Source organism: Vibrio maerlii, assembly GCF_003415655.1.
Lineage (GTDB): Bacteria > Pseudomonadota > Gammaproteobacteria > Enterobacterales > Vibrionaceae > Vibrio > Vibrio maerlii.
In genome coordinates, this window is the sequence record NZ_QRHC01000003.1 from 1 (window position 1) to 19,820 (window position 19,820).

Genomic DNA, 19,820 nt, shown 5'->3' on the forward strand with positions numbered 1-19,820 from the left:
TACACTCTTGGAACTCTTTCCATTTCGGCTGTTATTGGATTTAGAAGGTTGGTGTTTTTCATAGCCAAGATGCTCATCCATTTCAGCGTTGAGAGCAGCCTCAACAGTGATCTTTTTGAGCATCTGACTGAATTCAGTTAAGTCTTCGGGAGTTTTAATTCCCTTTGCAGCTTCTTTAGCAAAAGCTTCAAGTGCTTTCTTATCCATGTGCCTATCCTTAGCCATTACGGCTTTAAGTTTAGACAGTTACACAGAATTTAAGACAGTCTCCACGTCAACCCTTTTTAGTGCGGTAGATTAAAGAATCTAGATATCCAATTTTCCAGCAGCGAAGCGATCTAGTTATCTCTTACGCTCTTGCTTGCGCAGTTCTTGTTCAAACTCATCAGGGTAAAGGATCACACCTTCCTCATTTGAATTTGGGAATACTACAACGGACAACTCATCATCCTCTAGACCGTAAGTCCAACGGCTATACCACTTTGCTGTAGATATAGGTTCAGGCTTACAATGTTCCCACTCCCCCGTCGCCCACTGGCTTGCAAACTCTTCGTTTGGCCACACTGGTACACAGTCTTCATCTTCAGTGTTTAGCATTACACAGCCATGCTCATCGGTAAGAATCCACACTTGGCGGTTGCTTACGATCTCTTTCATGCAATAGTTGAAGCGTTGCTCTTCATTCATCGCATTCACTTGTTTGATTTGCTCTTCGGTCAAAGCTTGAGACATGATGTTCTCCGATTAAAGTAGTGATTGAGCAGCAAATAAAAAACGCCCACAAGTAAAGTGTGGGCGTTTATAATTATGCGTTACGAACAAGCAATTAAGCTAGTTCACCTTGTAGCCAAGGCCAGCCTTGCTTCTTACGGCTTAGCGTATTTTCCATCATAAGCACGCCATCTTTCTCGTGCTTAACTAGCTTCTCAGCCCACTCACCTTTGTATAGTAGACGAGTTTGCGCGGTTGTGATGTCTGTAAGCATTACTGCAGCGAAAGCAAGACCATCTTTCTCACAACGAGACTCTAGGTCAGCTTCAAGTGCTTCGATCATGCCATCAACTTGCTCAAGAGTTGCAAGCTCAACTTGGCCTACAACAACGTCACGGCCGTTGAATGGGTAGCCTTTAAGATCTTTCTCTACTAGCTCAGCTGCAGATAGACCTTCGATGTTCGTCTTAGCAATTAGAAGATCTTTGATGAATGCATCAACATCCGTTACACCAGCGATTTTAGCTAGCTCAGCAACTGCATCTTTATCTTTTTGAGTACAAGTTGGAGATGCGAAGCCTACTGTATCAGATAGGATTGCAGACATCATTAGTTTAGCAATTTGCTCAGAGATCTCGTGACCTTCGATCTTGAACATGTTGAATAGTACTGTGTTAGTACAACCTACAGGCCAGATCCAAGCTTCCATTGGGTTTACGGTCATCACATCACCTAGGCGGTGATGGTCAACGATACCTAGAATTTCTGCTTCAGCTACGTCGTCAGGCGCTTGCGCTAGATCTGAGTAATCAACTAACCAAATTTTCTCACCCGCAACAGTTGTACGTAGCTCTGGAGACTCAGCGCCAGCGACTTCTAGAATGTGTTGAGTTTCACGGTTGATCTCGCCTTGGCGAATTGGTTTTGCTTCAACACCACGAGCTTTAAGAAGCTCAGTTGCAACTAAAGCACTACAAATACTGTCACTATCAGGGTTCTTGTGACCAACTACTAGAATCATCTTGTTTCCTATTTCACTTCCAATAATGCCTCTAAGCATTAGAGACAATTTCAATGGTCAGTACTTTACCCTATTTTTTTGCTTTGGTCATTTCTGGTACTCATTTTCTCAGCGAACACATGTCATTTCGCAACCCGTCATTTCGCATTCGTGAAATTGTTCGACTCAAGTAGGTAAAAAGCCGACATTATTATGCGTTTCTTTATCTTGATCCTTCGGAATCTGCATGTAGTCGCCATACATCATCGATAAATATTGATCATAACTCGAGATGCACCAGTACTCTCGATCTTCGAACTGATATTTCCTATAAGACTCGTATAGAGTCGAGGAGGTGTATTCTTTGTCAAGATACCGGCTACCAATACTGACCGAATATCCCTTCGAACTATTCACCGACTGAACGCAAAGCTTCTCTATCAACGACAGCAAATAAAGTGTTGGAATCCGATTAGCGGTATTTTGGAGAGATGAATACGCTGTATCTAGCCATCGATCACAAAAGGTCTTTTTCGACCTCTGCAGCCTAACGACGGCATTCAGTAACTTCATAGTATTAAAACGTAGTTTTGAAGTCAGCTTACCGTTGCCCAAGCTATCGATTGGGAAGATATCAATATTAATACCCACTCCTTTGAGTCTGCCATTAGAGAGCTTCGTGTTATTCAATGACAGCTTACTAAAAAGAAAAGGATAATTGTTGCGTTCACTTTTATGGTGAAAAATTGAATAACCGGAATGCTGGGCAGTAAAGTGTTTGATCAGATAGTCGTAATCTTTTCTTAGCATCATGATATCTATGTCATCATCCCAAGGAATATAGCCTTTGTGGCGAATAGCACCTAATAAAGTCCCTCCGGCCAAAGAGTATCTGAGCTTGTTTTTTTGGCAAAACTCATGCACTTCATCAAGTATTTGCATCTGAACGTTACGAAGTTCATCCATCGTTAACTCTCTCATCATTCAGCCTCCATGTAAGCCAATGTCTTCTCTAACCCCTCTCGTAAAGACACTTTAGGCAGCCAACCCAAGCCTTCGATTTTTGCAACATCAAGCTTGGTTCGTTGATACTGGCAATAGGCACTATCGCTAACAATCTTGTGCTTAACAGGAATGGTGCCTTCTTTTAAATCAGAGAGGAGGTGTGAAAGCTGGAGTATGGATATCTCCTCTGTTTCATTGGCAATATTGAACGCTTGGCCTTGCTCACCTTTTAATAACACCAACAGCATTGCAGACACAGCATCCGTCACATAACAAAAAGATCGCATGGCACTTCCATCGCTATTGAGAACTATCGGTCTAGAATGGACCACATCGCCAACAAGGTCTGACATCACTCTGCCGTCATTAAGGAACATGACGGGTCCATAGGAATGAGCAATACGAACACAACTATAAGGGACCTGATACTGTGTCGCATAAGCTTGAAGTAGGGTCTCAGCCAGTCGCTTACTTTCTGGATAACATGAGCGGGAATCTAACGGATCAAAGGTACCAAAATCTTGTTCGGTGAGATACTCCAAGTCTTCAACCCGGCCATACACTTCTCTCGTAGATAGGAACATAAAATTGCGAATATTTTTATTCCGTACTAGCTCGAGTAGATTAAGTGTGCCTTGAACATTGGCTTTGATGATACCAACTGGATCATGTTTGATATGATAAGGACTCGCACTACTCGCAGCGTGCACGACGTAGTCTATGTTTCCTTTATATTGGACCGGCTCACACACATCTTGAACAACCAAGGTAATTTGGTGGAAGATTTCAGCAAACATTCGCTTGGCTTTATCTTGATTTCTAACCAATACCACGACGTTAATACCCAGCTGATCTTTCTGGTTCAAGAAAACAAGGAAGCGAACCAAACAGGCTGCCAACATACCCGTTCCCCCCGTTACTAGCACGGCTTTATTACTTAGTGCCTGCCAGGAGTCTAATGTCTGGTAAAGCATTTCGTTGTCTTCGTAAACAATATCCATTTGTTCTTTCATCATGATTTAACCAAATACCTGTAGGTTTTCTTGTGTATCGATGATCGCTTTGAAAATAAAGAAATCGATCGGTGAAGTGATTTTAATATTTTCTGAAATGCCTGGGACAAGGCGCACATCATGACCGTATTGGGTCATCAACGAGCACGAATCAATCGCTTCGAAGAACTGATCTTCGAGTGCACGTCGATGAACAGAAATAATGTCTTGGAGATAAAAGCTTTGTGGTGCTTTGGCAAGGCGAGAAAGAGAGCGGTCATGAACATCTTTCACAACATCATCGTTATCCACCAATACGAAGGTTTCAACAGGAGGACAGGTGGTAATAGCGCTACCATGGTTCTTAACTGCGTTGATATTACAATTGATAATCTCATCGTTGATCAACGGACGAACACCATCATGGATCAAGACAATTGAATTGTGATGGAATTCTTCTTCAATCTTACACAATCCTTGAAAAATCGATTCTTGGCCTGTCTGCCCGCCGGGGATGACAAATTTCACTTTAGTGATATCAAACTTGAACAGCAGCTTATTCAAGTACTCTATCCAAGGCTCAACGCACACCACAACCACGGCATCGATATTTGAGTTCTCTTCAAATTTCTCCAGGGTGTAGATAATAACTGGCTTGTTATACAACTCTAGGAATTGCTTTGGCTTGGTGCTGTTTTTCATCCTAGTACCCACACCACCAGCAAATATTAATGCAACATTCATAGCTCCCTCCAAATTGACTGACGCATCAATCCGACTGATCAATAGCAGCAAACTAAGGAAACCGCGTTAACTCAATTCAGAGTCTTCTTTGAAAGCCACAAAGAAACCTTCATTAAGTGTTAACTTAAATGCCATCAATCTGTCACAGATAACCACTTGACATTAATGTAGCCAACATCGGTTTTCTATATCCGCGATGACTCGTAATACGCCTTTCGTACTTAATTCATGGAGTAATAAAAACAGAGTACTAGTATTGAATGATTTTAACGCTCTAAGCCGCTTTAAATGTCTTAATCTTCTCACCTTTTTGAATGAAATTTTTCTAAGTTTAGGTATTCACTGATTAAAAAAGACATAAAAAAATCCCCACAGGAAGCCCTGTGGGGATTTTTATTTTAAGCTTTTGCTTGGTTACGCTACTTCGATTGGTCCACCGAATGATGTTACAGGCGGTAGCTTACCAGTGAACTTCTCGAAATCTACTAGACACGTGTTCGCAGACGTTGCCTGTGCGAGCTCAGAAGAACCGATATCCTGAGTTAGTGTGTTTGGATCGCCGTAAGTATCTAGCGCGCCCACTTTCTCGTTAATCGGACCGTACCAAGCACCTTCTTCGATACGTACAACACCAGGAGCGTAGCTATCCATTAGAACAGCGCCTGCTAGTAGTTGACCACGATCGTTGAATACACGTACTACATCCCCATCCTTGATGCCTTTCTTCTTAGCATCTGTTGGGTTGATGTAGATTGGCTCACGACCTTGTACTGCATATGTTGCACGAAACTCTTCTGACTCACACATTTGCGAGTGAAGACGCTTGTCTGGGTGACAAGATTGTAGCCAGTACGGATGTTTATCAGAGCCAGGACCACCGTGTGAACGCTCAGATTTTTCGAACCACATTGGATGTTCTTGACAGAATTCGTAACCCATGTTGCCAACAGTACGGCTTGTGATTTCGATGAAACCAGAAGGAGTACCTAGTGCGTTAATCTCCGGGTCTTCACGGAATGAAGCGTGACGAGTCCATGGCTTACCTTTGCCGAAATCTAGGAAACCTTTCTCCCAAAACTCAGCAAACTCTGGCATCTCGAAGCTGCCTTCATTTGAAGCGCGACAGTTGTCATAAAGTGATTTAATCCACTGCATTTCGTCCATACCACGTGTGTAATCGTCGTAACGACCCCAACGCTTAGTTAGGTTAGACATAATTTCGAAGTCAGTCTTTGACTGGAACAGTGGGTCCACTAGTTTTTGCATCGCGATTAGACCACGACCTGAGTATGCGCCATAACCATCAATATCATTGCGCTCAAACTGAGTACATGCAGGCAGAACGATATCAGAGTGACGACACGTCGCCGTCCAAGCAAAATCAACAGCGACTACCGTTTGTAGGCTCTTGAATGCTTTACGCATCTTGTTGCGATCTTGATGGTGATGCCAAGGGTTGTTACCACTGAATACCATCATCTTCACGTCTGGAAGTGTTACTGTCGCGCCATTCGCTTTGATTTTCTTACCTGGTTCTAGCAGGCTATCAACCCAACGAGCAACCGGAATTACACGGCTGTAACCGTTGTAATCTGTATTCGTGTGCTTAGGCGATTGACCTTGGTCGATGTTCAACGGGAAAGAACCCGGAGCAGCGAAACCAGTTGAAGATACACCGATACCAGAGTAGTGGTGACCGTAAGAAATACCACCGCCAGGTAGACCAATTTGGCCAACCATTGCTGCGATAACTGCACACATCCAGTATGGCTGTTCACCATGTTCTTGACGTTGAATACTCCAACCTACAAGAATCTGTGTACGACCGTTGACTAACATTTTAGCAAAGTCACGGATAGAGTCCGCGCTTGCACCACAGATAGCAGATGCCCACTCAGGTGTCTTCTCAACTTTATCTTTCGTTTCACCTTGAACGTACTTGATAAAGTCTTCAAAACCTAGGCAGTAAGTATCAATGAACTTCTTGTCGTATAGGTCTTCGTTGTAAAGAACATGAGCCACACCTAGCATAAACGCCACGTCAGTTTGTGGGTTGATGTAGAACTGTTCGTTTTCTAGGTAACGACCTGTTTTGTTCTTAACAGGGTCAACAGAAACAACGTTGATTTCTTTGTTAGCAACTTTTTCTTTCAGCTGCTCTAGGTATGCAAATGACTCGTGAGTTTCACATGTCCAGCCTACTTGCAGGTTCTTAACTGGATCGTTACCCCAAAGAACAATGTTGTCACTGTTTTCTAGGATAAGTTCCCAAGATGTACCTTGTGCGTAAACCTCAGTAGAACCTAATACGTAAGGCATGATCGTTTGACCAGCACCTGTCGAGTAGTCACCGATTTTCTTCACTGAGTAACCGTGAAGCGCCATTGCACGCTGCATGTGGTTATTACAGCTGTGGAACTGACCTGTTTGTCTCCAACCAGTTTGACCTGTGTGAAGTGCCCATGGACCGTAATCTTTCTGTACGCGCTCTAGCTCGCGGTAGAAAAGATCCAGAGCTTCGTCCCAAGTTACACGGATGAAACGGTTGTTACCACGTGTATCTGCACTGTATTTGTGCTTCTTCAACCAATCTAGGCGAACCATTGGGTAACGCACACGAGATGGGCTGTAGATAATGCCTTTGATACCGTTCAACATTTCTGTTGGGTGCTTATCAAGCTCTAGAGGTTTAATCTCTTGTACTTTACCTGCGTACACTCGAGCGCGGAATGCGCCCCAGTGTGAACCTGATACTTTCCAAGTGCCTTCTGTTTTAGCCGCTTCATTCGCGCTAGCTAAAGTAGGTGCTAATAAGCTTGAACCGATGACCGATGCAGCACTCGTTGTCGCGACACCTTTCAGAAAACTTCTTCTTGTAATTGCCATTGTGTTACTCCAATTGACGTCTTATTAGTGATGGCCTTCAGAAAAATCTGATGAGTGCTTCTGTAGATACTTAAGAACAAGTGCTTCTGTATCAGTGTCGAAGTTAACGAATGCGATCATACCATCTAGCATGCCTACCCAACCGTTAGCACTAAAGTGCGCTTCATCAGGCTGTGAGTGACATGTTGAACAGTTAGACTGGTATGCTTGGCCTGCTGCATCCCAGATTGGGTCATAGTTATCAACCATAGATTCTTTCTTCATCCATAGCGCTAGGTTAACTTGTTCCCATGGAAGACCTGTTAGTTCGTCTTCTTTCTGTTCACCAACAGTGATAACGTCGCTTTGAGATACTTCTTTGGTCAAGATTGCAGTAGAAATGTTCATACCGAAATCTTCTTGAATTACACGACCGAAACCTTTCGACTTACGCCAGCCATCGATCTGAACCTTGATCATGTCGCCTTTTTCGTCGATCACGGCAACTTTACTTGCTGGGCTTAGCAGACCAGCTTCAACTTCAGCCGTTTCATCTGTGTACATTGGAAGGTGACGGATAGAGATCACATCAGAACCATTCGCGTAAGAAGTGCTACCTGCCACTTGCTCAAGATCACCAACGATACCGCTCGCTGAATCCATATCTAGTGGAAGGTTGTGTGCGATACCTTTATGACAGTCAACACAGCTTTGGTCTCGTTCCGCAGCATTCTTCATTTGAATACGTGCAGTAGGACGCATGTTTTCGAAGTCCATAGAGTCGTAGTTGTGACAGTTCTTACACTCTAGAGATTTGTTTGCAGAGAAACGATCCCATTCGTGTTTTGCGAGCTCAATACGACGCTCTTCAAAGTGACCTGGTTCATCGTAGTTACCAAATACTTGTGCGAATACTTCCTTAGAAGCTTGCATCTTACGAGCGATCTTAGCCGTCCATTCATGAGGAACGTGACAGTCAGGACAAGTTGCACGTACACCTGATGTGTTTTTCCAGTGAACTGTTTCTTGTAGCTCTACGTAAACATTGTCACGCATGGTGTGACAGCTTACACAGAACTCTTCTGTGTTGGTTGCTTCTAGTGCAGTGTTAAAACCACCCCAGAAGATAACGCCGGCAATAAAACCACCCATGGTTAGTACACCCAAACTGATGTGTACTGCTGGGCGTGTCATAGTGCGCCAAATTTTAACTAAAAATGATTTCATGTTTAGCTCTCTTCAAAAAATTCAATCAAAAATGTGGATGAGCAGGTAGCAATTAAATGCCGTGTGCGCCAGGAGGACCAAAGAAGAACACTTGAAGCATCCAAACGATGAATCCATAGCCGCCAACTACAGCAACACTCAAGATTGGGAAGAGAACGACTGCGATGAAGAGGAATGACTTCCACTCCAGAGAGCGTTTTTCGCCACTTTCTATTTTATTAACATCACTCATACATTTGCCTATTTTGTACTGTGCAATTCAATTTAGTTTAGCTCAATGAGCTGAACCTATAACAACTTCTGCCACGAATCTTAAACCATACAAAATCTAAGGTTCAACGGGTAAACCCTTATCAAACCTAGTTATTCAATACTTTTTTGAGCTGAAACGGAGATGTGTTTGATTAACATTTCATGTGTAAAAATATGAACAAATATGAAATTATAATACTTAGGGGGTAGGTTAAATTCTGGTTAAGTTGCTGTTTTATTATCTGAGCGATTTTCGCTTAAAAATGAAACTTGTTGCTTACTTAGCTAGCTCGTTTAGGTGTCTATCCAACGTTATTTCGGTACACTTGTCTAAATAGCTTTTTCAACAGAAAGGACACACATTGATCGATATCCCATGGTTGGCATTAGGGCTGTTTTCGTTAGTTTTATTGATTCCTATTTCTTTACTGAAAAGCATGGGAATCCATTTAGGCAAAGAACTCATAATCAGTATCGCCAGAATGACTATTCAGCTCATTCTTGTTGGCTTTTATCTAACCTATCTATTTGAACTCAACAGCTTAACGGTAAACGTTCTGTGGTTAGTCGTGATGACGGTCGTGGCTAGTTATTCGATCAGGTCGAAAGCGAAGCTGTCATCGACCACAGTTTTAGTGGCGATCTTGCTTGGCCTATTTACTGGACTACTCCCTATGCTTGCAATCATTCTCGCTGGTGTAGTCAATGCTGCTCCATTGTACGATGCCCGTTACCTAATCCCTTTGGCGGGCATGTTGCTGGGTAACTGCTTGAGCGCAAACATCGTAAGCCTACAAAACTTCACAACCTCACTGGAAGACAACAGAGACCAATATTATGCAGCGATTGCATTAGGTGCCTCTCCCCTATTTGCAACACAACATTTTATTCAACAAGCAGTCAATAAATCGATAGTGCCATCGCTCGCGAGTATGTCTACAATGGGAATCGTAACCTTACCAGGGATGATGACAGGTCAGATTCTAGGTGGTGCCGATCCAATCGTCGCGATTAAATATCAACTCATGATCATGATTGCGATCTTCACTTTAATTACACTTTCTAGTGCAGTAACACTGAAAATCATTGGGAAAACAGGCTTTGATGACAATGGAAAGATCTTAATCCACTAATCAATGAGTGACCAAAATAGGTTATCCACAAAAGATGTGGATAACCCTTCGGATTAAATTTTAAATCAAACAATAACAATCACTTATAGTTAATAATTTGAATTGCAATCACTTTTTAACATTAATTTGATGGCTACAAAAATGGCGCTAACCGAAGTCGCGCCATTCTATAAATCGAGTTATTTTTGCTCATCTCGCAAGTAGATCATCCAATACCACATTCCAACAAATGCACCACCACCGATGATATTGCCAAGTGTCACTGGTAGCAGATTATTCAGAACAAAGTTACTAATAGTCAAATCCGCATAATCTGCAATATTTGCACCGGTCATTTGCCAAAACTCAGCTGGTGCAAAGGTTTTAATGCCGATCGCTAAAGGCACTTGGAACATGTTTGCAATACAGTGCTCAAAACCTGCGGAAACAAACATCGCCACTGGTAAAATCATCACCAGAATTTTATCTGTGAGCGTCACACCGCTGAATGTCATCCAAACTGCAATACAAACCAATACATTACACATGATGCCCAGAGCAACAGCTTGGAAGAAGTTGTGATGCAACTTGTGTTGAGAAATCGCCATCGCATTGAGGCCAACTTGGCCATGATCGAACATGTATTGACGTGCGATCAACATACACACAACCAACAACACAGCACCGGCCAAGTTACCAAGATAAACAACAAACCAGTTCTTAATGAGTGTCTTCCAAGAGATCTTGCCGCTTGCTCGAGCGACTAAGGTGAGTACTGAACTGGTAAATAGCTCACCACCTGTTACAACAACTAGGATCAAGCCAAGACTAAACGCTAAACCACCAACAAAGCGGGTCATACCCCAAGGCATATCCCCAGCACCCGTGGTGACTGTGGTATAAAAAATAAACGCAATACCAATATGGATACCTGCGGATATCGCCAACAAAAATGACTTCACAGGATCTTTTGTTGCTTTACCAACGCCAATCTCAGCTGCACGCTCGGCAACCTGTGGTGGTAATAAAGAATCAAATTGGTTCATGAATACGCTCGTTACATTTTGAAACAGGTTTAGAAAGGACGCGGATAATCGCGCTGTTTAAATGCAATTTCAAGGGGTGAAATCAATGTTTACTCATATTGTTGTAAATTTGATTTGAAGCATAGTTCTTTCGAGGTAGTTCAGCGGTTTAGCCATTAATAAAGCTTATGATATCGATTAGAAAAAGTCCGATCTTGCGTCAGGTATCATTTCTTTAAACTATTATTTGCGCTGACTGAGTGCTGCTCTTATGGTGAAAGAAACGCTTATACAGAAGGTAATTCTATGAAATATTCAGAGCAACATATCGCTGAACTTAACCTACTTCTACAATTCGACATCAGCAGCGCGGCAACAGGTATTAAAGTACACGGCGAAGCGAGTCAAGAAGCGCAAGATGCAGTCAAGCGTCTATACGAGAAGAACTTATGCACGCTTCCTGACGGTGGTTACCTAACCGACGAAGGGATTGAAGTTGCTGAGCACGCAGACAAAATTCTTCGTGTATTAAGCGCTTAACTTTGGTTTCCGCTTAACTAGATCTTAGAATAACGTTACCCTAGCCTATACACTCTTGAATGGATTTGAGGTTCACTATGAATGTTCTCATCATAGGTGCTGGTTGGTTAGGGTTGCCATTGGCAAAGCACCTCTCTCACCATCATCACGTTACGGTTAGCAAAACCTCCGCACATTGTCTTAGCAATCAACCCTTTCCTGCCATAGAGCTCGACCTTTCACGGCCAAAGACACTTGATAATATTCCACAAGATACTGATGCCATAATTGGTTGCTTTCCTCCAGGCTTTCGCAAAGGAAACGGCGAAGAGTATGCAGGCTATTGGCTCGCGCTTTGCCAATATGCTAAGCAGCGTGACGTCAAAAAAGTGGTAATGGTGAGCTCTACCACAGTATATCCATCGGGTGCACATGACTATTCTGAGAGCGATGCAACGCTTGAACTTGCCATCAAGAGTGGTAAGTTCAGTGATAATGCACGAATAATGCTGACAGCAGAGCAACACCTTATCGACAGTGGTTTGGATTACGCAATCGTGCGTTGCAGTGGTCTTTTTGGACCTAACCGTCACCCCTCTCGCTTTGCTTCCAAATTAAAGCAAGTCAGTACACAAGCGCCTGCAAATATGCTTCACCTTGATGATGCTGTGGGTGCGGTGAGTTTCGCCCTTACCTCACTCAATCACGAAGTCGTCAATGCCACCAGCCCTATTACGGTTCCTAAGGCGGAGTTTTACCAACATGCCATAGATGCGGCCAAGCTCGACACACCTTTACCACCCATAGTTGATGCTGCAGATAAAAAAATTCTCACCAACAAGCTCATTGAACTGGGCTATCAGTTTAGGCATCCTTCATCAGTCGAGGCATTAGCAATCGATGTTTAAACACATATACCTATCGGAGACACTCTATGAAGCAGTACCTATATAAGGACATAGAACAAGTCTGGCGCTACATGCAGCTTGGGCATGAACTCAAACCTGCTGACCTTTTATTTGTCATGTGTAGTAACGACCTTCGAGTCGCCAAATATGCTGCCGATCTTTACCATCAAGGGCTCGCTCCTAAGGTTCTTTTCTCTGGTGGTGTTGGACGATTTACTGGTGGTTTATTCGATTCAAGTGAAGCAGAAACTTTTGCATCGATAGCGAAAGACTGTGGCGTTCCGGAATCGGCTATATTGATAGAAAACAAATCAACCAATAGTGGTGAAAACGTCACGTTTAGCCAAAGATTACTCACTGAGCAGGATATTCACTGCAAACACTTTATCTTGGTGCAAAAGCCATTCATGGAGCGTCGCGCCTACGCCACATTCTGTAAACAATGGTCAAGCGATTACGAATCTGTCCAAGTCAGCTCGACTCAAACTCCTTTCTTTGAATACATCAACGAAGAAATGCCTTTAATGATGGTTCTAGAAGCTCTGCTTGATGACTTCCAGCGCATCGTTGATTACCCCGCAAAAGGCTTTCAAACCGAGCAGGAAATACCTAACAAAGTGATGGAGAGCTATCGACGACTAAGGGATTGGATTGAGAGGTAGATAAAAACGAGATCCCCTATCTCGTTCGCCTCTGACTGCAGAGAATGAAAATTTTGATATATCAATAGGTGAATCGTCGTCTTCCTCGAGCGCGAGTCGACGAGTGCATCGGGGATCTCGCTCTTACACATCTCGCTCTTAAACTCAGTCACTCAATAAACTCATCCTCAAACAAAAAATCCCCATGAGCTCTCACTCATGGGGATTTTTATCAATTATTGGTTAGCCTACCAATCAGCTAATTAGAGCTAAGCTAACTCTTCTACGAGCTCATCGGCACTGGTTGGTTTTGGCTTAGGCTCTTGACCAAAGCCCTTCAAACCAACAACGTGGACGTGTTCATGGTCTTTAAACACCTTACGTACCAGCTTATAGGTTGTACCCTTCTCTGGGCTGATGTTCTCTGGTGCTGCAATCAGAAGTTGCATATCTAGACGATCACATAGCTCAAACAGTGTTGAGATCGATTTCGCATCCAGACGTGCTGCCTCATCCAAGAACAGTAGACGACAAGGCACAATGTCTTTACTGCGTAGACGACGCGATTCTTCTTCCCAGCTTTGAACCACCATCAATAGGATTGACTGACCAGTACCGATCGCTTCACCCGTTGATAGCGCTCCAGATTCCGCTTGTAGCCAACCTTCTGAACCACGGTTTACTTCAACACTTAGCTCTAGGTAATTGCGGTAATCGAGTAGCTCTTCACCCAAAACCTGAGGTGAGCGCTGGCCCATGTCGATGTGTGGGTTCACTCGTTGGAAAAGCTTCGCCATCGCTTCAGAGAAGGTAAAGCGAGAGGTTTCAAACAGATCTTTGTGTTGCTCTTGCTGAGACGCTAGACCATTAAGCAGGATCTCGTGGCTCTCACGAACCTTCACGTTTAGACGTACACCGTTAACCTGACCAAAGTTAATGTTGCTCAGGCCTTGGTTTAGCATGCGAATACGGTTCTGCTCACGCTGAATCGTCTTCTTGATAATGCTTGCTACAGATTCGGAACTGATTGCTAAGCGATTTTCACGTTGTGTAAGCTCTTCCGTTAGACGAGCCAGTTCCACTTCCATCTCTTCGATTGCTTCAACAGGGTCATCGGTATGGATGATATCCTGACGAATACGTTCACGAAGATGTTGGTAAACCGCGATGTAGAATAGAACCTTACGTTCAGGACGAGCCGTGTCTTCCGAAGCGCGTAGTGCATCACGTAGGTCTTCGTTGTCGGCAACGGCAAGACGAAGTGCACCTAATGACTTATCCGACATTGAACGCAGCTCGGCTTCTGTCATGTAGGCTAGCTCGCGCTTATGCAGACGACGTTCAACATCGTTCTCTTTCGCTAGGCGAAGGACAGCACACCAGCCTGCTTTTGCATTAACTACAAACTTGCGCAGTTCCGCGTACTCTTTCTGCACTTTCTTGAGACGCTTAGCAACCGACTTCATCTCTAGTTCGGTTGAAGTAATGGTGCGCTCAAACTCACTCTTGCGTGCACGAGAAGTATGTAGACGCTCGTGTAGCTCTTCCTTGCGACGCTCTGCGCGTTCAAACGCAGTTTCGTCAGCGGTTACGCCGTATTCTTGAAGCTCTTGCTTAAACTCTTGAACCGTTTCTAACTTCGCTTGGTGTGAGCTCTTAAGCGACGCCAATACTTGGTTGTACTGGTTCAACTGCCCTTGAGCTTGCTTCAAAGCTTCACGGCTAGACGTACGCTGCGCTTCTGCTTGCACCAGTTTCGCTTTTAGTTGCTCACTCAGTTCACTGCTCTTATTCAGCAGGTCAACCGAATCGGCATAAGCAAAGTACTGACGGCGTTCAACTAAATCAGCAACAGCAAAGATTTGCTTTTTAAGCTGTTGCAGTGCTTGGTCTGCATCATTGTATTGAGCCTGAAGGTTATCAAACTGCTCTGGGTCAGCCTCAAGTGCATTGACCATGCCCTCGAGCTTATCCAGCGCTTTTTGATGCTGAGATACATAACTCTTCGCATCGTTTAGCTTAGAAAGTTTCCCTTCAAGTTCTTCATAACGAGCTTCTAGCGTGTCATCTTCTAGGTAGCGCATTAGCGGCGCCAGTTTGCCTAGCTGAGCCAATGCTTGCTTACTCATTTGAATTTGCGAACGCTGTTGTTGCTCTTTCGCTTCTAACTCTGCACTTTGACGCTGAGCATGACTGCGTTTTTCACGTAGCTCTGTAATTGCCGCTTCAGGGTCTGCATTAAATGCAACATGGATGTGCTTAGCCACAAAGTCATTGAAGTTCGCGTAGATACGCTGAAGCTTCTGAGCATCGAAAGACGCTTTGGCGTGCTTCTCTACCACTTCATCACGCTCTTCACGCAGCAGTTCAAGGCGCTGCTCACGGGCCGCGCGACCAAACAATGGGATTTCAGGGAAACGAGAATAACGCAGTTGACGTTCGTTTAGCTGAACGCAAACCGCACCTTCCAGTTCGTCCGCATTGAACGAGCTGTCATCAAATGCATCCACATCACCTTCGATGATGTAAAGGTCTTCTGGGCAGTCATCCAGTTCAACTAACTTCTCTTTCAAGCCTGAAAGATCAGAGACTACGATGGCGTGACGAGCTGGGCCGTACATCGCACTGAAGTATGGTGCGTCTTCAATCGTGATATCGTCATAGATCTCAGACAGTAGCACACCGCCTAAGGTATCCGCTAAGCCCTTGAGACGAGGATCGTTTGAGCCACCTGGAGAAGCCAAGCGCTCAATCTCTGACTCTAGTTCCGTACGGCGAGTTGCTAGCTTTTCTTTATCAAGCGATTGCTGCTTTTCTTGCTCAAGCACTTGCTGCATTTCGCTCATCACAGCAGCGCTATCGTTTAGCTCGGCACCACTTTGATCTCGCAGTAGGTCAAGCGCGTCATTGGCTTTAATCCATGCAGGCGCTAGCGCTTCTAATGAACGGATTTCATCACTCAGTTGCTGCTCAAGGCGTTTTGCTTCGCCGCGCTGTTCGCGCAGAACCTCTTGAGATTCTTCAACACTTTCAAGCTGCTGAGCATGACGCTCTTGTTCAACTTCCAGTGCCATTTCATCTTCAAGCGTAATGTTGAATTGAGACTGATATTGCTCAAGCGTTGCTTTTGCGCCTTTCTGTTGTTCAAGGCTGCGCTCGATATCACGAGATTGCGCGCGCCATTGTGCTTCATTCTCTAGCAATGTTTTTGCGTCGCGATACTCAACCAGGGCTTGCTTAGCGGCGTTGGATGCGTCACCACGTTCGGTTTGACCAACAACTTGCTTAACAAGTTGGAATGCCTGCTCGAACTGCTCTGCTGCTGCCGATGAAAGATCAAGCGTGTGCTTAACCGACAACAGCGTTTGAGTCTGCTCTGCTTCTTGCTCTTTAAGGGTACTAAGCAGTTGTGGAGCACTGTCTTGGGTAAGATCATCACTGTTCGCTAGCTGCTGCGCTTTATCAAGTGCCAGCACGGCTTGTTGATACTGCAAAGCACGAGTTTGCTGAACGTCGAGTGCTTGCTGATAATCAGCAAGTTGAGTTTTCAGACTATCAACTTCATCTTCACTCAACGTCGCTTGCTCTTCCGCCGCGAGAACACGCTCTTGCGCCTCTTCAACCACCATCAGTTGCTCTTCAAGACGCTCGTTGAGCTCTTCAAGGTCTTCTTGGTAGCGTTCGATCTTCTCTTGTTGGCGCAGCGCGTTTTGCACCAGTTGCAGGTGATCCGATGCAGCTTGGAAATCCTGTTCGAGGGCAGATTCACCTTCAACCAATAGTTCAAGTTCTTCTTGAACACGGTTGAGTAGTGCGTTTTGCTCAAGCAAAGTCTCTCGCGAACCAAATAGCTCGCCACGCAGAGCCATGGTTTGCTCAAGTTTGCTACGGCGATCGTTAGCAACACGCATGTAGTCGGCGGCAACGTAGTTGGTCGACTCGGTAATTAGGTGTTTAAATAAGTCACGATCGGCTTGAGTTGTTTTGATCGCCTCAAGCGTCATACGGTTTTCACGCAGCGCCGATTCCATATCTTGGAATGCTTTCTTCACACCACCGTTTTGAGGAAGAAGATAGTCACGCAGTGAGCGAGTAATCGCACTTGAAATACCACCGTATAGCGACGCTTCAATCAGACGATAGAACTTAGAACGGTCACTACTGTTGCGCAGTTTCTTCGGTAGAACGCCAAACTCAAACATTTGAGCATGGTAATCAACGATAGAAGAGAAGGCTTTAAAGGTTGCACCTTCGATTTTCGCTACTGCTTCTTTTACTTCGTTAATTTGACGTACACGGGCGTGTTTATCAGAAACCGTTTCAATCAGAATATCGCTTGGCTTGATATGGCTTGGAAGACCTTGGATTACAAAAGGTTTGATATCCACTTTCTTATCACGACCTGCCACTTGCTGCAGTTTTACTGCGAACAATAGACGTTGCTTGCGTGAGTTCACCACGTCCAGTGCTGAGTAACACGCACCTGGTTGTAGTTTACCAAATAGACCTTTATCGCGAGATGCTTGTGAGCTGCCCGCTTCCGTTGTATTGCGGAAGTGTAATAGGCTTTGGTCTGGAATCAATGATGTAATAAAAGCAGCCATCGTGGTCGACTTACCTGCACCATTACCGCCAGATAGTGTTGTTACCAATCCATCAATATCAAAAGTACGAGCAAAGAAACCGTTCCAGTTGATCATGGTCAGCGATTGATACTTACCTCTTTCAATCATGCTTCACCCTCTAATTCTGTCTGCTCGTGATCGTTCTCATCTTGCTCCGTAAGCAAGCTGCCTTGGCTAGGCTCTGGCGTATGTACTACTGCCTCGCCATCACGAATTAATCTCAACTGTGCATCACGCATGTCATCGCCAATACGAACGTCAGCACCGAAGCGGAATACGGCTTCGCTGATATGGAACTTACCTGATTCCCCGACCGGGATAATCATACCAATACGGCGAAGGCGACGTAGTGAAGTACGTACCTTCTCAAACAGCTTCTCTTTATCTAAATCAGAACCCGTGGCACGGTTAGTCGTTAACTTCAGTAGTTTCTTTTCATCAGCCAGAGCCAATAGCTCTTCATAAAGCTCTTGGTTGGTGAAGATACCCTCGTGAGCCAGACGCTCCGGGCTTAGGTAAAGGAAACACAAGACCTTTCCTACCAGCATGTCTAATTCAGAAAGAACACTACGGCTAATTAGGGATGTTGAACGTGGACGCAAGTAAAAGAAGCCTTCAGGCGCCTTCACTAGCTCTGTGTTATAGCGTTGATAGAATGTCGCTAATTCTGTTTCAAAATCAGCAAGTAGTGAGTGATTGTCAACATCCTCACTTGAAATATGTTTGCCAGCGCGCAGCATGCTATCTAGCGCAGGAAAAAGCGGGTTTGCGATCGCTTTTATCAGATTATCTGGCATGTAGTCGTCAGTATTTGTTGATGACATTGGCTTGTACCTTTGCTCCAAAATCGTTGATAGCCTGCCAGTCCGGTTGGATGGCTTGATAGTCCGACTCGGAATAACCGAGTTTCACGGCTTGATCGACAACGATCCTAGCTAAATCAAAATGGTGGGTGTATGGGTGACTCGCGAGGTAATCTCGAAGCACCATCCCTAAATCAATTGGCGTACCTTGATTCTTATGCACGCTCAACATATCAGCAATACGCGTAGAAAGCGCATCATTTACCTGTTGGAATTCTTCGTATTCAACCTCAAGCGGAACTTGACCCGTTACTTCGTCATCACGAAGCACTAGCGCCTCATCACGCAAGTCGCTCAAACGTTCTGCATCAGCATAAGTTAGGAACCATGGCATATCGAAATAGTCCTTCACCGATTGACGAAGACGCTGACTAAACGCACGGTTCTTATCCATATCGATTGCGGTACGGATAAACTTATGAACGTGGCGGTCATAGCCAATCCACAAATCGATCGCTTGCTGACCCCAGCTCGTGATGCGGTCAAGCTTCATCTGAAGGCTAAAGAGCGTTTCAGAGATGAAATCAAGCTCTTCGTCACCGTAAACAATCTCTTGTATATCCAAGATTTGTGTTTGAAGCTCATCACCCGCAGCTTGAAGTGTATCCTGTAGCTCTTTTAGTGTGCCTGAGGTTTCAGACAGCAGTGCTTCACAGTTGTTGATAGCTTCACGCCAATCCTTGTTCAGAAGGTCTGCAATTTGCTGCTTCACAGACTGCTGCTGCTCATCCATCACGCGCTGGTTGAGGTCAATCTGGTCAAAGATTTCCCCAACTGAGTAGCGTAATACGCCATCTACGTTCTTTTTCCAATGTCCTGGCGTTCCACCCTTTTGAGCAGCCTCAATCGCTTTCGCCATTTCGTCGGCAACCATAGAAAGTTGAATGGAAAGTTTGAGTTTAGAAAACTCTCGGTGACGGACGTAGTAATCGGTAATACCGATCGCTAATGGTGACAATCGATAAATGCTCGCGCCATCATTCACTTCGCTGGTGAAGCGACTGATTAAACGCTGTTTAACCATCTCATTGATGGCGTTGTTAGCACGGAAAGCAGACGCTTCGCCCGTGTCTTCAAACATTCTAGTTACAATGGTGAAGGCATCATGTAATTCCCCTTCACCTAACTCTTCATCGAACCTTTCATTACTCAGAACGGCGATAGCGATCAAAAAGGCTAAGCGCTCTGTTGAAAGGTTTAAGGAAAAGTCATGCTGCTTTACCCATGAGACCAACTCATCAATTGGTTGATCTGCGTCGGCATTTTCCGCAGTCATCTGAGTTATCTCACTCATTATTATTCCTGTTGTTGCATGTGTGCAGACACATAGC

Annotated in this window: 17 protein-coding genes; 4 read left to right on the top strand and 13 right to left on the bottom strand. The window is 44.5% G+C overall.

Going from position 1 to position 19,820, the window contains the following annotated elements; translation table 11 throughout:
• The 9 genes from DPF91_RS04270 to torE form a co-directional block, all read right to left on the bottom strand.
• On the bottom strand, nucleotides 1-207 hold a 207-nt coding region (locus DPF91_RS04270; protein WP_206355536.1), incomplete at its 3' end, for a transposase.
• A gap of 135 nt (nucleotides 208-342) precedes the next feature.
• Entirely contained in the window at nucleotides 343-732 is a 390-nt protein-coding gene (locus tag DPF91_RS04275) for a DUF2750 domain-containing protein (RefSeq protein ID WP_117233216.1), read from the bottom strand.
• Nucleotides 733-826: 94 nt separating this feature from the next.
• On the bottom strand, nucleotides 827-1,732 hold the full coding sequence (locus DPF91_RS04280; RefSeq protein ID WP_117233217.1) for a manganese-dependent inorganic pyrophosphatase: 906 nt from the start codon (nucleotides 1,730-1,732) through the stop codon (nucleotides 827-829).
• Between the two features lie 165 nt (nucleotides 1,733-1,897).
• Nucleotides 1,898-2,695 (bottom strand): LicD family protein, encoded by a 798-nt coding sequence (locus DPF91_RS04285; RefSeq protein WP_241033758.1) that lies wholly within the window; start codon nucleotides 2,693-2,695, stop codon nucleotides 1,898-1,900.
• Nucleotides 2,692-3,732, bottom strand: coding sequence for an NAD-dependent epimerase/dehydratase family protein (locus DPF91_RS04290; protein ID WP_117233218.1), 1,041 nt, complete (start codon nucleotides 3,730-3,732; stop codon nucleotides 2,692-2,694). The genes DPF91_RS04285 and DPF91_RS04290 overlap by 4 nt, the downstream gene beginning before the upstream one ends.
• 3 nt (nucleotides 3,733-3,735) lie before the next feature.
• Nucleotides 3,736-4,452, bottom strand: coding sequence for an IspD/TarI family cytidylyltransferase (locus DPF91_RS04295; protein ID WP_117233219.1), 717 nt, complete (start codon nucleotides 4,450-4,452; stop codon nucleotides 3,736-3,738).
• A gap of 414 nt (nucleotides 4,453-4,866) precedes the next feature.
• On the bottom strand, nucleotides 4,867-7,338 hold the full coding sequence (gene torA, locus DPF91_RS04300) for a trimethylamine-N-oxide reductase TorA (RefSeq protein WP_117233220.1): 2,472 nt from the start codon (nucleotides 7,336-7,338) through the stop codon (nucleotides 4,867-4,869).
• 24 nt (nucleotides 7,339-7,362) lie between these two features.
• A complete protein-coding gene (gene torC, locus DPF91_RS04305) occupies nucleotides 7,363-8,544 on the bottom strand; it encodes a pentaheme c-type cytochrome TorC (RefSeq protein ID WP_117233221.1) in 1,182 nt (393 codons plus the stop codon).
• 52 nt (nucleotides 8,545-8,596) lie between these two features.
• The gene (gene torE / locus DPF91_RS04310) at nucleotides 8,597-8,776 is read right to left on the bottom strand and encodes a trimethylamine N-oxide reductase system protein TorE (RefSeq protein WP_117233222.1); all 180 of its coding nucleotides are present in this window, start codon (nucleotides 8,774-8,776) and stop codon (nucleotides 8,597-8,599) included.
• Between the two features lie 382 nt (nucleotides 8,777-9,158).
• Here torE and DPF91_RS04315 point away from each other — a divergent pair, with 382 nt between their 5' ends.
• On the top strand, nucleotides 9,159-9,929 hold the full coding sequence (locus DPF91_RS04315; protein ID WP_117233223.1) for an ABC transporter permease: 771 nt from the start codon (nucleotides 9,159-9,161) through the stop codon (nucleotides 9,927-9,929).
• A gap of 179 nt (nucleotides 9,930-10,108) precedes the next feature.
• Here DPF91_RS04315 and focA read toward each other — a convergent pair whose 3' ends face one another.
• Complete coding sequence (gene focA, locus DPF91_RS04320) at nucleotides 10,109-10,954, bottom strand: formate transporter FocA (RefSeq protein ID WP_117233224.1); 846 nt, start codon at nucleotides 10,952-10,954, stop codon at nucleotides 10,109-10,111.
• A 285-nt stretch (nucleotides 10,955-11,239) separates the two neighbouring features.
• On the opposite strand from focA, the gene DPF91_RS04325 reads away from it, so the two are divergent.
• The 3 genes from DPF91_RS04325 to DPF91_RS04335 all read left to right on the top strand — a co-directional run bounded on the left by DPF91_RS04325 (nucleotide 11,240) and on the right by DPF91_RS04335 (nucleotide 13,022).
• Nucleotides 11,240-11,473, top strand: a complete 234-nt coding sequence (locus DPF91_RS04325; protein WP_117233225.1) for a TIGR02647 family protein — start codon at nucleotides 11,240-11,242, stop codon at nucleotides 11,471-11,473.
• Nucleotides 11,474-11,550: 77 nt separating this feature from the next.
• Nucleotides 11,551-12,360 (top strand): NAD-dependent epimerase/dehydratase family protein, encoded by an 810-nt coding sequence (locus DPF91_RS04330; RefSeq protein WP_117233226.1) that lies wholly within the window; start codon nucleotides 11,551-11,553, stop codon nucleotides 12,358-12,360.
• Nucleotides 12,361-12,386: 26 nt separating this feature from the next.
• Nucleotides 12,387-13,022, top strand: a complete 636-nt coding sequence (locus DPF91_RS04335; protein WP_117233227.1) for a YdcF family protein — start codon at nucleotides 12,387-12,389, stop codon at nucleotides 13,020-13,022.
• A gap of 248 nt (nucleotides 13,023-13,270) precedes the next feature.
• Here DPF91_RS04335 and mukB read toward each other — a convergent pair whose 3' ends face one another.
• From mukB to mukF, 3 genes are read right to left on the bottom strand one after another with little or no spacing between them, the layout of a single operon-like run.
• Complete coding sequence (gene mukB, locus DPF91_RS04340; protein WP_117233228.1) at nucleotides 13,271-17,734, bottom strand: chromosome partition protein MukB; 4,464 nt, start codon at nucleotides 17,732-17,734, stop codon at nucleotides 13,271-13,273.
• The gene (mukE, locus tag DPF91_RS04345; RefSeq protein ID WP_117233229.1) at nucleotides 17,731-18,450 is read right to left on the bottom strand and encodes a chromosome partition protein MukE; all 720 of its coding nucleotides are present in this window, start codon (nucleotides 18,448-18,450) and stop codon (nucleotides 17,731-17,733) included. The genes mukB and mukE overlap by 4 nt, the downstream gene beginning before the upstream one ends.
• Complete coding sequence (gene mukF / locus DPF91_RS04350) at nucleotides 18,431-19,783, bottom strand: chromosome partition protein MukF (RefSeq protein ID WP_117233230.1); 1,353 nt, start codon at nucleotides 19,781-19,783, stop codon at nucleotides 18,431-18,433. Before mukF ends, mukE begins: the two co-directional genes overlap by 20 nt.
• Nucleotides 19,784-19,820: the final 37 nt, after the last annotated feature.

Coding starts and splice junctions, on each gene's coding strand:
- DPF91_RS04275 (WP_117233216.1), bottom strand. CDS start 732: ATGTCTCAAGCTTTGACCGAAGAGCAAATCAAACAAGTGAATGCGATG.
- DPF91_RS04280 (WP_117233217.1), bottom strand. CDS start 1,732: ATGATTCTAGTAGTTGGTCACAAGAACCCTGATAGTGACAGTATTTGT.
- DPF91_RS04285 (WP_241033758.1), bottom strand. CDS start 2,695: ATGATGAGAGAGTTAACGATGGATGAACTTCGTAACGTTCAGATGCAA.
- DPF91_RS04290 (WP_117233218.1), bottom strand. CDS start 3,732: ATGATGAAAGAACAAATGGATATTGTTTACGAAGACAACGAAATGCTT.
- DPF91_RS04295 (WP_117233219.1), bottom strand. CDS start 4,452: ATGAATGTTGCATTAATATTTGCTGGTGGTGTGGGTACTAGGATGAAA.
- torA (WP_117233220.1), bottom strand. CDS start 7,338: ATGGCAATTACAAGAAGAAGTTTTCTGAAAGGTGTCGCGACAACGAGT.
- torC (WP_117233221.1), bottom strand. CDS start 8,544: ATGAAATCATTTTTAGTTAAAATTTGGCGCACTATGACACGCCCAGCA.
- torE (WP_117233222.1), bottom strand. CDS start 8,776: ATGAGTGATGTTAATAAAATAGAAAGTGGCGAAAAACGCTCTCTGGAG.
- focA (WP_117233224.1), bottom strand. CDS start 10,954: ATGAACCAATTTGATTCTTTATTACCACCACAGGTTGCCGAGCGTGCA.
- DPF91_RS04325 (WP_117233225.1), top strand. CDS start 11,240: ATGAAATATTCAGAGCAACATATCGCTGAACTTAACCTACTTCTACAA.
- DPF91_RS04330 (WP_117233226.1), top strand. CDS start 11,551: ATGAATGTTCTCATCATAGGTGCTGGTTGGTTAGGGTTGCCATTGGCA.
- DPF91_RS04335 (WP_117233227.1), top strand. CDS start 12,387: ATGAAGCAGTACCTATATAAGGACATAGAACAAGTCTGGCGCTACATG.
- mukB (WP_117233228.1), bottom strand. CDS start 17,734: ATGATTGAAAGAGGTAAGTATCAATCGCTGACCATGATCAACTGGAAC.
- mukE (WP_117233229.1), bottom strand. CDS start 18,450: ATGTCATCAACAAATACTGACGACTACATGCCAGATAATCTGATAAAA.
- mukF (WP_117233230.1), bottom strand. CDS start 19,783: ATGAGTGAGATAACTCAGATGACTGCGGAAAATGCCGACGCAGATCAA.